The organism is Parabacteroides sp. Y3-G-102 (assembly GCF_023656845.1).
Classification (GTDB): domain Bacteria; phylum Bacteroidota; class Bacteroidia; order Bacteroidales; family Tannerellaceae; genus Parabacteroides; species Parabacteroides distasonis.
Window position 1 is genome coordinate 1 of record NZ_JAMOKU010000078.1, and the last position, 13,488, is coordinate 13,488.

The 13,488-nt window shown below is 42.4% G+C and carries 7 protein-coding genes and 1 tRNA gene; 4 read left to right on the plus strand and 4 right to left on the minus strand.

From position 1 onward, the window contains the following. Positions 1 to 210: 210 nt before the first annotated feature. A tRNA-Gly gene (locus tag NBH16_RS22660) sits at positions 211 to 283 on the minus strand. Between the two features lie 77 nt (positions 284 to 360). Here NBH16_RS22660 and argB point away from each other — a divergent pair. Beyond that, positions 361 to 1,128, plus strand: coding sequence for an acetylglutamate kinase (argB, locus tag NBH16_RS22665; protein WP_250789096.1), 768 nt, complete (start codon positions 361 to 363; stop codon positions 1,126 to 1,128). A gap of 51 nt (positions 1,129 to 1,179) precedes the next feature. Here argB and NBH16_RS22670 read toward each other — a convergent pair whose 3' ends face one another. Then, on the minus strand, positions 1,180 to 1,848 hold the full coding sequence (locus NBH16_RS22670; RefSeq protein WP_158532480.1) for a 3-keto-disaccharide hydrolase: 669 nt from the start codon (positions 1,846 to 1,848) through the stop codon (positions 1,180 to 1,182). 559 nt (positions 1,849 to 2,407) lie between these two features. Here NBH16_RS22670 and NBH16_RS22675 point away from each other — a divergent pair. From NBH16_RS22675 to NBH16_RS22685, 3 genes are all read left to right on the plus strand, one after another. Further along, on the plus strand, positions 2,408 to 5,653 hold the full coding sequence (locus NBH16_RS22675; RefSeq protein WP_005865330.1) for a SusC/RagA family TonB-linked outer membrane protein: 3,246 nt from the start codon (positions 2,408 to 2,410) through the stop codon (positions 5,651 to 5,653). Positions 5,654 to 5,678: 25 nt separating this feature from the next. Next, entirely contained in the window at positions 5,679 to 7,166 is a 1,488-nt protein-coding gene (locus tag NBH16_RS22680; protein WP_250789097.1) for a SusD/RagB family nutrient-binding outer membrane lipoprotein, read from the plus strand. Between the two features lie 136 nt (positions 7,167 to 7,302). Beyond that, positions 7,303 to 8,775: an ATP-binding cassette domain-containing protein gene (locus NBH16_RS22685; RefSeq protein ID WP_250789098.1), complete on the plus strand. Its 1,473-nt coding sequence runs from the start codon at positions 7,303 to 7,305 to the stop codon at positions 8,773 to 8,775. A gap of 95 nt (positions 8,776 to 8,870) precedes the next feature. Here the strand turns inward: NBH16_RS22685 and NBH16_RS22690 are convergent, their stop codons facing one another. Next, on the minus strand, positions 8,871 to 10,415 hold the full coding sequence (locus tag NBH16_RS22690; protein WP_250789099.1) for a SusD/RagB family nutrient-binding outer membrane lipoprotein: 1,545 nt from the start codon (positions 10,413 to 10,415) through the stop codon (positions 8,871 to 8,873). A 13-nt stretch (positions 10,416 to 10,428) separates the two neighbouring features. Beyond that, entirely contained in the window at positions 10,429 to 13,371 is a 2,943-nt protein-coding gene (locus tag NBH16_RS22695; RefSeq protein ID WP_270616557.1) for a SusC/RagA family TonB-linked outer membrane protein, read from the minus strand. Between the last annotated feature and the right edge of the window lie 117 nt (positions 13,372 to 13,488).

The following is a 13,488-nucleotide window of genomic DNA, read 5'->3' on the forward strand; positions in this document are numbered from 1 at the left end:
TATCTCTGATGGCAGAATCAACTGTGCCAATGCTAATAGTCCTTGATTGTTCATGGTACAAAGGTGCAAATTTTCTATAGAATTAAAGAATTTTCCCCCTGATTTATCGGGTGAGCCGAGAAACAGACGTTGCTTTTAGAAGGAGCATTGAGGAGATAAAACAAAATTAGGCGACCATCCTTATTTGGATAATCGCCTAATGCCTGATAGAGCGGTAGGCGAGGCTCGAACTCGTGACCCTCAGCTTGGGAAGCTGATGCTCTACCAACTGAGCTACTACCGCATTGCGAGTGCAAATGTATACAAATCTTTCTTTTTTTAGTAACTTTGGCGAGAAAATTTTATAAAAAAGAATTAAGTATGGAAAAACTAGTCTTGATAAAGGTAGGAGGGAAGATCGTTGAGGAAGAAGAAACGCTTCGTCAATTATTGAACGATTTCGCTGCTATCGAGGGATATAAGGTCTTGGTGCATGGGGGAGGACGCTCGGCTACCAAGCTTGCCGCCCAATTAGGGATCGAGAGCAAGATGGTGAACGGTCGCCGTATTACGGATGCCGAGACCTTGAAGGTCGTGACAATGGTCTATGGCGGGTTGGTGAATAAAAACATCGTAGCGGGCTTGCAGGCGTTGGGCGTGAACGCTTTAGGCTTGACCGGTGCGGACATGAACTTGATGCGTTCGGATAAACGTCCCGTGAAGGATGTAGACTATGGTTTCGTAGGCGACGTGAAAGAGGTGAATGCCGATTTGCTAGCCTCTCTTATCCATCAAGGTATCGTGCCGGTACTGGCTCCTCTTACACATGATAAGCAAGGCCATATGTTGAATACGAACGCTGATACGATAGCGGGAGAAGCCGCTAAAGCGTTGGCGAAACATTTTGAGGTGACATTGATGTTCTGTTTCGAGAAAAAAGGCGTTTTGTTGGACGAGAACGATGATGAGAGCGTGATACCGGAAATCGATCGTATAGCGTTTAAGGGATATGTAGAACAAGGAATTATCCAAGGGGGCATGATCCCAAAGCTGGAAAACGCTTACCAAGCGATAGACGCCGGGGTGAAGCAGGTGATTATTACGCAAGCCTCGGAGATTTACCAAGGAAAAGGGACGAGAGTCTTTTAAATAAATGAGGGGCTGTTTATGGCCCCTCACGTACATTATATAATAGGTCTATCAAAGACTCCGAATCTTGATATTACGGAACCAGATTAATGAATCCCCATGTTTTCCTTGTAATCCGATAAATCCTTTTGTCGGTAATTCGGCGAAAGGTTTGGGCAGCCAGCTTGGGATATCGCTTCCATCCGGGTTCTTGGTGCCGGAAGTCCATTTGCTCATATCCATTTCGGTAACTTTCTTTCCGTTGAGGATAACCATGATATGTTGTCCGGCGCATTTGATACGCATATGATTCCACTCCCCGGGTTTTTTGACAACCTTGTCTTGCACGGCGCCTAGATGTCCGTAAATGGCTCCGCATTTCTCATACGGCTTGCCGTTTCCCCATTTTTCACAATGGTCGTCCGCTATCTGTATTTCTACCGAGTTGGGTATCCAATCCTTCGTGTTCGTACAGTAAACGACTACTCCGCTGTTCGTGCCCACGTCGGTCTTAAAATCAAGATCCAGCTCGAAGTTCTCATATTCATCCTTTGTCCAGATAGACTCGTCCTTCACGGCACCTAACACGCCATCAGTCTCGCTCCAAACTTCCGGATTGTAGTTGGCGTTTTCCAGATTTTTACCGAAGAGAGGCTTCCATTTATTGTTATCCGCCGCGAATAAGGAGAATGTACCTGCCACACACCATAAAGTAGCCATGGCTAAAAGAAAATGTTTCATGCTATTAGTTTTAAAGATTTACGTGAGGCAAATGTATTCATTTATTTTGGAAGAAACATAGTCTACGAAGAACGATTTTATTTACAAGTGAAAGCGAAATAGGTTGAAATGCTATGATTCTTAAGGAAATCTTCTTTTTTTATCAAAGATCAAATAGTTTGTTAAAATGATATTAAAATCTTGTATAATCTTTATTGTTGTAAAATAGATTAACTGAAAAATACCTATTGCTTGATTGGTTTTGTGTTATTATGATATTGCTTATGTGTCAAAATATGCATTTAATAGGTCTAAAAATGACGTTGTGAAATATATTTAACTGTTTTAATGACACAAAATCATGGTATTATTTGTTTTTAACAGAAAATATTCTTTATATTTGCAGTGTGAAGATTAGGTGTATGTGTGATTGTATGTAAAAGTAAAGTAAATATTTTAATGTAATTTTATATATATGCATGTATAATCCTGCTGTTATAAACTAAGTTCTTCGTAAACTATGGTAAGTTATGTGTGAATTTTGATTTAAATAATTAATTGTTAAATAAAAAGTGTGTTTATGAGAAGGTTGACTTTTTTGTTATTATGCTTGTTTATAGGCATAGGAGTCGCAACGGCACAGACGATGAAGATAACAGGTAATGTTATATCATCGGAAGATCAGCAACCCGTGATCGGTGCGGCTGTCGTTGTGAAAGGCACTACGATTGGTACGGTTACGGACTTTGAGGGAAACTTTAGTTTAGATGTACCGAGAGACGCTAAGATGATCTTTATTTCTTATGTAGGATTGAAAACGAAGGAAGTCCCTGTGGCATCCGTGATCAACGTTGTTTTGGACTCGGATTCAAAAGCGTTGGATGAGGTGGTTGTAACCGCTATGGGTTTGACTCGTGAGAAGAAAGCCTTGGGTTATGCCCTGCAAGAGGTGAAATCTGATGAGTTGACAAAAGCTGGCCAACAGAGCTTGGCGACCTCACTTTCCGGTAAGATCGCCGGTGTGCAGATTACTTCTCAAGGTGGACAGGTTGGTGCGTCGCAGAATATCGTGGTTCGCGGTAATTCCTCTTTTGGTAATAACCAACCGTTGATCGTTGTGGATGGTGTGCCTATCGCTAATGATAACGCGAAAGGTGCCACTGTAAACTTGGGTTCCGGCTTGAATGATATTAATCCGGAGGATATAGAGTCTATCTCTGTGTTAAAGGGTGGATCTGCCGCTTTGTATGGTATGCGTGCCGGTAATGGCGTTATCTTGGTTACTACTAAATCCGGTAAGAAAGACAAGGGTGTATCTATCTCTTATGAGGGTGATATCACGATTGACCGGGTTTATAATTTGCCTAGATTGCAGAATAAGTACGGACAAGGCTATTACGCTTCCGAGTATGATTGGAAGGAAGCGCAAGCGGGGGGATATTCTGGCGATTATCAAGCTTTTGCCTTGGAGAATGGTTACAATTATGTAGATGGTATGGGTAGTGGTATCAACGATAACGCGGATGAGTCTTGGGGACCTCGCTTGGATATCGGATTGAATTTGCCGCAATACAATAGCCCGGTGATCGATGGCGTGCGTCAGGCTACTCCTTGGGTTTCCAGCCCGGACAATATCAAGAATTTCTTCCAAACGGGTTATTCTATGAATCATACGGTGGCTTTGTCTGCCTCTACGGATAAAACGTCTACACGCGCGTCTTTATCTTTCCGTGATCAAGGCGGTACGACCCCGAACACTGATCAGAAGCGCTATGCTATGGCGGTGAACACGAAAATGACGTTTAATAAGTATATTGATTTCGACTTGTCCGCGAATTATATTCGCACGAAAAGCGCAAACTTGCCGGGTACGGGATATAACAGTACGAATGCTTTGCAGTCTATCATGCAGTGGTTTGGTCGTCAAGTTGATTTGAAGGATTTGAAGAATAATTGGGACCAAGTGGATGAGTATGGAAAATATACGCATTATAACTGGATACAGTCTTTCCATGCGAATCCGTATTGGACATTGAATAAGAATACCAATAGTTATGATCGTAATCGTTTCTATGGCAAGACCTCTTTGTATATCAAACCGACCGATTGGTTAAAGTTTGAAGGTCGTATGGGCTTGGATCATTACGATTCTAATCAGTTCTCTCGTATTTTATGGAATATCGACTATCCGAATGGATATTTCCGTAGCTTCGACCGTTCGATGACTGAGTTTAACGCGGACTTTATCGCCTACGTGAACAAGAACTTCGGTGATTGGGCCTTGAATGGTTTGGCTGGAGCCAACTATCGTGATTATCAAACAGCTATCATGGGGACAGGTGCGGACGAATTGACCGCAGAGGGATTGTTTACCGTAGCGAACGCTCATGGAACCCCGTACACCTTGAACGACCATGAGAAACGTCGTTCAAACTCTGTATACGCTAATGCCTCTATCGGCTACAAGAATATGGCTTATGCCGAGGTAAGTGTCCGTAATGACTGGGACTCTACGATCAAGGACGCTTTCTTCTATCCTTCTTTCAGTGGTAGCTGGATCTTGACCGAGACATTCCCCGGATTGCAAAATGGCGATTATTTGAATTTCTTGAAATTGCGTGGTGGTTGGGCAAAGATCGGTTCCGCAACGGATCCGTATCGTTCGAACGCTTATTATTCATTGATCAGTTCTTCGTTCAATGGTACTACATTGTTCTATAATCCGACAATCCTTCCTCCTACAAATCTTCGTCCGGAGAGCGTAAAGACTTGGGAAGTTGGTGTTGAGGCTAATTTGTTCAACAATCGTTTGCATATTGATGCCGCATATTATAATAAGGTGACGAGCGATCAGATCATGAATGCGAACGTGGCTACCTCTACCGGTTATACCTCTATGTATATCAACGCTGGAAAGATCAGCAACAAGGGTGTCGAGTTGCAGGTATCCGGTGATATCATCAAGAATCCGAAGGGATTCAACTGGACGGCTACGTTGAACTGGGCGAAGGATAAGAGCCGAATTGATGAGCTTTATACAGATCCCGTTACCGGACAGTCCTTGGACGCTTACCAAATCGGTAGTAGCTGGAGCGTGAAGAACTATGCTATGGTCGGTAAGAGCTGGGGTACTTTGGTAGGTACAGGTTACGTATATAATGAGGATGGCTCGATCTTGGTAGAGGATGGTATTCCTGTCTACGAGGCTGGAAAAGAGATCGGTGATGTTACGCCGAAGTGGTTGGCTGGTTTCAGCAATGAGTTCTCTTATAAGGATTGGAGCTTCGGTTTCTTATTGGATTTCCGTTTGGGCGGTGACGTGTATTCTGTTACACAAGCATTCGGTTCTCAGACAGGTATCTTGAAACACACAGCAGAAGGCGATTTGCGTGAGAATGGCGTCGTACTTGGCCAGAATTATATGACGGACAAGGTCTTCAAGACCGCTGATGGTAAGATTAATGATGTCGCTGTCAACGCGGAGGACTTCTTCTATAATTATTATACGATTTGTGAGATGTCGGTATTCGATGGTTCTTACTTGAAATTGCGTGAGGCTCACCTGACGTATAATTTCCCGAAATCAATTCTAGAGAAGACTAAATGTATCAAGGCCGCTCATGTATCATTGGTTGGTACGAACTTGGCGTTGCTTTGGGTGCATAAGTCAAATATCGCTCATATTGATCCGGAGTCTACAAGTACCGGTGGCGATGACCCCGAGACTACGGCTACAAGCAGAGGATTTAACTCTGGTGTAGGTTTTGAGTCCAACTCTTATCCTCCTTCTCGTAGCTTTGGTCTTAAATTAGGTGTAACATTTTAATCAACATTAATCTGAGGAATTTAATATGAAAAGATATATCAAGAATTTCATGATGGCTATGATGGTCGGTGCTACTGTATTCGGTAGCTCGTGTACCGATTCGTTTGAGGAGGTCAATACAGACCCGGATAGCCCTACGGATGTGCCTACGACGAATCTTCTGGCGTATTCTTTATATTACACATCCTATCGTCTGTATGATCGGTGGTTCGCGATGGATGAGCCGATGACTTTCTGCGGATATGCTTCGAAGATGACTTATATCGACGAGTCCCGCTATAATTTCCGTACGGGTGTACAGGATACGAACTGGGAGTATTTGTATCGTATATTGAATAACCTAAAAGATATCGAGAAGCGTGCCACGTTTAATGAGACTCCTAATATGCTGAACGTATCGAAGGTTATGCAGGTTCATTTGATGCAGGTAGCCACGGATCGTTGGCGGGATGTCCCTTATACGGATGCCGCTAAGATGACAGATGGGGTCTTGCAGCCGAAATACGATAAGCAAGAGGATATTTATCCGGGCTTATTGGCTACGTTGAAGGAAGCTGCGGATGGCTTTGCCGATGGTGGTAGTGATGACTTAGGCGAGGGAGACTTGTTATTCGGTGGTGATATCGAGAAGTGGCAGAGATATTGTAATTCTATGCGTCTTCGTTTAGCGATGCGTATCTCAGAGGTTTCCCCGGCGTTGGCTAAGGAGACCGTAGAGGAAGTCATGGGTAATCCCACTAAGTATCCGATCATGGAAAGCAACGATGATAATGCTTTCTTCTGGTGGATCGGAACAGACCCCAACTATTACGAACCGATGGCAGACGGTTATCGTACACGTAAGACGGAGTATTGTGCCGCAGACGTGATCGTGGATCATATGAATACACGTGAGGACCCTCGTCGCTCATCTTATTTCCAACCCACAAAAGAAAGTGTGGAGGCCGGTGAGCCTAAGTATGTAGGTTATACGATCGGGGCGAAAGCGAATGCGGTAGCTTCTAAATATTCCATTTGGGGAGCACGTTTCTTCACGGACTTGGCTGGTTTTTCTCCTTATATGCGTGTCGCTGAGCCTTGGTTCTGTGTCGCTGAGGCATCTATGTTGGGATGGAATACCGGAATCTCCGTAGAGGACGCATACAATAAGGCTGTTACCTATTCCATGGAAGAGAATAGCGTATCTGCCGAAGATATAGCGGATTACCTTGCGAACGCGGGTAAGTTCACGAATGATAAGAAACAGATTTATTATGAGGAATGGGTTGCCATGTTCAAGCAAGGAATGGAAGGTTGGTCATTGTATCGCCGTACAGGCGTGCCAGACAACTTGTATCCGGCTCCGGGCCGTCCGGCAAACTATTCTAATCATAACGTACCCCCGTTCCGCTCTCCGTATCCTGATAAGGAACGTAATTTGAACAATGCGAATTGCGCTCCGTTCGATGCGGAAGTCGTGGATAATTTGTGGGGTAAACAAATGTGGTGGGATACACGTACAGGCGTTCATTAACTACTAGTTAACATAGACATACCAAGTGCCTGTATACTATAGAGGGGCTGCTCGTGATGAGTGGCCCCTTTTTTTGTCATTATGCTGTCATTTTTAAATAAACTATGTACCTTTGTCCGGCTTATTTAGAAAAAAGATGGAAAAAGAAGGAATGATGGTGGTCGATATTAAGAATATCGTTACTCGTTTGCCGGAATTGCGGTTTACGGCACCCGTGAATTGGAGAATTGATGAAGGGCAGCAATGGGCTGTGGTCGGTCCGAATGGCGCTGGTAAAACCTTGATAGCGGATATTATGCAGCGTAAATTCGCTTTTAAGGAAGGTGAGGTCGTGTTCTCCGGGGATGGTAAGGTGAGTGACTTTATCAAGAGTATAGCGTTTAAGGATATTTATTCGTTGGCGGATTGCCGGAATTCTTATTACCAACAGCGTTGGCATTCGACAGAGACGGAGGAGATGCCTACTGTCGAGGAATTGTTGAAGGAATATGCCGGCTCTGATAATTTAGCGAAGATATTGACTCTTTTCGGTATAGAGGATTTATTGCCTAAGCGGTTGATCTTCTTATCAAGTGGTGAATTACGAAAATTCTTGATTGTCCGGACGTTGCTTAGCCGTCCTCGTGTCTTGATCTTGGATAATCCTTTTATCGGCTTAGACGCTCCTTCCCGGGATTTATTGGTAGAGATGCTGGGGCAAATGACAAAATTGAATGGTGTTCAAATTGTCTTGTTATTATCTAACCCCAATGACATACCGGCAATGATCACGCATGTATTGCCTATCCATGATCGTACTTGCTTGCCTCCGCTGACTCGAGAGGAGTTTATGTCGGATACGGAATTAATCGCCCGTCTTTTTCCAACGGAAGGCATTCATGCATGCGAGGAAGTTGGAAAGGTTCGTTTACCTGTGGATATGAACAAGATAGCCTCTTTACATGAGGTGACTTTACGCATGGAACATGTGAAAATACGCTATGGTAGCCGTACGATCTTGAAAGATTTGGATTGGGAAATCAAGAACGGGGAGAAGTGGGCGTTATTCGGTCCGAATGGTGCCGGTAAGTCTACCTTGCTGAGTTTGGTTTACGCGGATAATCCCCAGTCGTATGCGAATACGTTGTATTTGTTTGATAGAAAGAGAGGTTCCGGGGAAAGTATTTGGGATATCAAGAAACGTATCGGATATGTATCGCCGGAGATGCACTTATATTATAAAGAGAATGTCCCTACCTTGAATATTGTCGGTTCCGGCTTTTTCGATTCGATCGGTTTGTTTCGTAAGTGTAATGCGGAGCAAGAAACGGTAGCCTTGGAATGGATGAAAGTTTTTGGCATCGAACATTTGAAAGACCGTTTATTCTTGACCTTATCATCGGGAGAACAACGTTTGGCTTTATTAGCGAGAGCTTTCGTGAAAGACCCCGATTTAATTATATTAGATGAGCCTCTCCATGGTCTGGATGTGAGCAATAAGAAAAAGGCGGCTGCTATTATCGAGCAATTCTGCGATCGCCCGGGAAAAACCTTGATTTACGTAACCCATTACCCGCATGAATTACCTGCTTGCGTAAACAAGCGGTTCGAGCTAGTGAAGCATGCGTAAATTATCCTTATAAGGACTTGAAAAAAACATAGTTATGATTTTTCAAAAGATAAGTATGAATTGAAAAAATCATAACTATGAATTTATAAGGTCATTTAACGGCTACCACCCGCCCACCAGACCGGTTCGCTGTATACATATTGGCCATCGCCAACAGCTTCCTTGATATTGTTATTTGCTGTTGCGTCACCAGAGCCATAAATGAAGCGTAATGGGAATTTACCTTTATTTTTTAATGTGATAAAGTCTTCACCCGCCGCTTTTAATCTACGATAATCGTTATAAGCCTCGACAGCCTCACCTGATGCGCCAAAGAAAGCAAGATATTTCTGGATCATGGTTTCTTTCAGCGGGTTAGCCTCGAATAACGGTTTTACGTTCTTATCAAAATATTCAGCGGCAACCTCTTCTGTTAGATCGGCTTTTGCTGTAGCCCCTCCATAATTTAATAAATCCGGGCAATTGATCGTTGCTTGGATGGAACGGTTCATGTTATTAAAAGCGACTTGTATAGCTTCTTTTAGTACTGGCTCAGCCTCGTCTTTTTTATTCAATCGACAAAGAGCTTCTGCTTTCAGGAATAATAATTCATGATAACTTAGCATCATTGTCGGAGCTAAAGAAGAGCCATAAAATATGGAAGTGTCGTATGTGAATTGCACTTGTTCAGGCTTTCCGTTTGGTGCGGCGTTAACCTCTGAAGGATCTTCACGTTGTACCCAGTCCGGGTCCATAAAGGTACGTGTTCCCCTCGGATCGTTACGTTCTACAAACTTTTCCACTATACTTTGGCTAGCGGCTAGAGCATCACGAGTAAAGCAGAACCCAAATAGAGGATTGATATTGGTGACACCATCATAGAAATTAAATTTTAACTCTTCGCTTGAAGATTCAAACGATTTAGATATGCAATCTAGGACAGTGTTCAATGAAGCGGTCTTGTCCGATGCTCTATTTAAGAGATGCATTGTTAATCGGGCTTTTAAGGCGTAAGCCGCTTTTTTCCATTTACCTCCGTTGCCCCCATAAGCCAGATCATTTGTTCCTACCGCTCCCATGGCATCTGTACCATCGAAATTACTGATAGCGTCATCTATTAATTTAAAGATGTCGCTGTAAATAGATTCTTGAGAGTCTATTTTAGGCTGCATGCTAATATTCATATCGCAAGCTTCTGTCCAAGGCACATCTCCAAATAAATCGGTAAGTACCGCTAGGTTATAGGCGGCGAAAAACTGTCCGATTCCTAGCGTGATTTGGTTACCTGCTTCTTCTCCTTCTCCGGAACACTTAGCTATTACTGTTTTAGCGTTCTTTAGGTTGGTATAGGTAGAAGACCATACATTGTTATAAGTATTTGTTGAAGATGGTTCTCCATTTCGAGTCTCGGCATTGAATAACTGATTATGAATACCTGCTTCTTGCTCAATATATACAGATGCATAAGTAGAGAAATCGCCTCCTACGGTGCTGAATGCGGTAGAAGTGATCAAGTCTGTTACAATAAATTTGGCTTGTACATCCTGTGCGTGATTTTTGTCTACATTAATATCGTCCATTACGCTATCTGTACAAGAAATCATAGGAACTGCCAGCAATGCCAGAGCCAATAATCCCTGCGTTAACTTATATTTATTCATATGAGTAATCATTTTAGAATTTAACATTTAGACCAAAACCGTAACTAGAAGTTGTTGGTAATGAGAAACGTTCAAAAGAACCAGCCATATTCGTGTTTCCTTGAGTGGATTCCGGGTCTATGTTAGCAAGTTCGGACCAAACCAAGATATTTCTTGCGAAAACATTCAAGTTGACTTCTAACCATTTTTTCTGGAATACAGGATAACTAACAGCTAATTCTCTTAACTTAATAAACGAGCTATTATATACGGAAGATTCGTTGATATTATTGATCGTCTCATAATAATGTTGCATCTCGTTCGCTCCGGATATAGGTGTCGTGTTTTTGGAGCCGTCTTCCTTAACTCCTTCAACAATGAATGATCCTTCTCGATTTTCAGTGTTTTTACTTACACCATACATGTCAAGAAGACCATTTGTTCCACAATAAATCTGTCCTCCTTGCTTCCAATCGAATACAGCGCTAATGTTGAATTTCCACAAACGTAAATTTGTATTGAAACCAAGGATAAAATCCGGAGAGACTTTACCGATTACATCATCTTTACCAGCCATGGGAACTCCATCCTCGTCGACAATCAAGTTACCGTTATCGTCTCTTGCGTAAGAGACTCCGTATATTACCGGGAATTTATCACCAATACCCGCACGTACTTGAGGAGTCGTAAATCCGCCTAAGAAGATACTTTCTACTCCGGGAGCCAATTCATCAACATAATTATCGATCTTACTCCAGTTGATTCCGATATTCCAATCTACATTCTTCAAACGGATTGGATTGATATTCACCGTTAACTCATGAGCGTTCGTGTGAATCTTTCCTCCATTTGTCATAAAACTGCTTGATCCCGTGGATGATGCTAATGGTACTTCGAAAATTTGATCTTTTACATTTTGGCGAGAGTAAGTGTAATTAATCGATACCAAATTGTTGAAGAAACTAATATCCGCTCCTAGTTCATAAGAACGAGTATTTTGAGGTTTCAAATTGGGGTCATACACGATCCCATATTCTGTGAAAGCATTTTGACTATCGATAGGATACATCAAAGGTGTCCCGCTATAAAATCCTCCACCAAAAGAAGGAGTCGTATAGTAGTTCTGATAGTATTTCCCGGCTTGTCCAACCTCAGCGTACGAAGCACGGATTTTCGCGTAATTTACGATTTCGTTCTTTAAAGGTTCTAATTCTGTCAATATCCAGCCTACCGATACGGAAGGGTAGAAAAATGAGCGGTTGCCTGCCGGCATTGTAGATACATAGTCATTACGGCCCGTAACATTTAAATATAACATATTCTTATACGAAGCAGAAAGACTGCCAAAGAAACCTACTGTACGTTGGCTGCTCTGTTTTTCTTCATTATCTTTAGTTACGGTGTTATTGATGTGATTCCATCCCGGGAAATTATATGTACCACCATATTGCCAGTAATATTTATTATTGTCTTGTACGATCTCATTACCCAGTAAGGCATCAAAGTCCCAAGCTTCGGAGATCTTCCATGCGTAAGTCGCGGTTAATAGAGAGTTGAACGTTGTTGTTGTCCATCCCGAGTTTTCTATCTGTCCTTTTCCGTTCGCATGTCCATATCCCCAAATATCTTGATAATGGGTAGTATAAGCATCTACACCCATTTGATATTTTACATCTAACTTATGATTTTCGGTATTGAATTTTGTACCGAAGTTTACATATGCGTTACCAAAGAAACGATTGGTCTTTTCTGTAAATTCATTGTTGTTGACAGACCAATAGGCAGCGTCGAATCCTCCTGTACCGCGATACGTATTTTGTTGGTATAAATTATTGGCATAATGGGATGGTATACCAGCTAAATCATAATGAGCGGGTGCGGGATATACGGTCGCCACGATACCGTCATTAGCTCCGGTAGATTTTTGGATTTTTGAATTCACGAAGTTTCCGGAAAAACCGGTAGTCCAATGCTCTTCCAATCGGGATTCCGCTGTTAATTTTACATTGTAACGATCCATACCTGTAGTAGGGACTATACCATCTTGGGTAGTACTACCCAAAGAAAAGGAATAAGAGCCTCTATCCAATGCTTGTGCGACATTTAATGAATTGTTCCAAGTCGTACCTAAATCGAAGAACTCTCCTATATTATCATAAATTTGTGGAGTAGTCCATGGATCCATTCCTGCATTGGCACGTTGAGGAACGTAATACATACCTTCATGTTTGCCCGATTGCTTGGTGTATGTATTATCTGTATTTCCTCCGTAGGTAGGATCATTGGGTAATTCTGAGATTTTAGGTCCCCAGCTAGTTGAAGCGTTAGGATTGAATTTACCGTTACTACCTTGAGCGTATATGTTCTGAAGATGAGGTTTTCTGGAAATCTTGTCAAAACTCAAGTTAGAAGAAAACGATACTTGTGGTTTCCCTTTTTTTGCCCCTTTACCACTTTTTGTTGTAATAACGATTACACCATTAGAGGCACGGATACCATACAAGGCGGAAGCTGCTTGTCCTTTCAGGATGTTAATGCTCTCGATATCGTTAGGATCGATATCGACTGCTCGGTTCGCATAATCTGCTCCGCTAACGCTATCGTAAGTACTCATGTCTGCGGCAGAAGAAATAGGCATGCCATCTACAACATATAGAGGAGAGTTATCCCCTGTAAATGAACGGGCTCCACGAATCGTTATCTGAGAAGAAGCACCGGGCATACCGCTAGATGGCTTAATCTCTAATCCGGAGACTTTTCCTTGTAAGGCTCCCGATAGGCTGGAATTTGCCGCTTGCGTTAACTCATCAGATTTTACATCTTGTACCGCATAACCTAAAGCTTTTTTCTCTTTGGAGATACCCATGGCCGTAATGACGACTTCACTTAGGTTTTGTGTCCCTGATTGTAGTTCCACTTTCATTACAAGCTCGATAGGAACTTCTTTCGCCACCATTCCCACATAAGAGAATACCAGAGTCTTCGCGGAACCTATGAACAATATGTTATTTTTTATTATTACTTAGTTTTCGCGGAACCTCGTTATAGTCTGAAAATCATGATGTACGCAGGAATCGTTCGCTGTTATTTTATG

Coding starts and splice junctions, on each gene's coding strand:
- NBH16_RS22685 (WP_250789098.1), top strand. CDS start 7,303: ATGGAAAAAGAAGGAATGATGGTGGTCGATATTAAGAATATCGTTACT.
- argB (WP_250789096.1), top strand. CDS start 361: ATGGAAAAACTAGTCTTGATAAAGGTAGGAGGGAAGATCGTTGAGGAA.
- NBH16_RS22680 (WP_250789097.1), top strand. CDS start 5,679: ATGAAAAGATATATCAAGAATTTCATGATGGCTATGATGGTCGGTGCT.
- NBH16_RS22670 (WP_158532480.1), bottom strand. CDS start 1,848: ATGAAACATTTTCTTTTAGCCATGGCTACTTTATGGTGTGTGGCAGGT.
- NBH16_RS22690 (WP_250789099.1), bottom strand. CDS start 10,415: ATGAATAAATATAAGTTAACGCAGGGATTATTGGCTCTGGCATTGCTG.
- NBH16_RS22675 (WP_005865330.1), top strand. CDS start 2,408: ATGAGAAGGTTGACTTTTTTGTTATTATGCTTGTTTATAGGCATAGGA.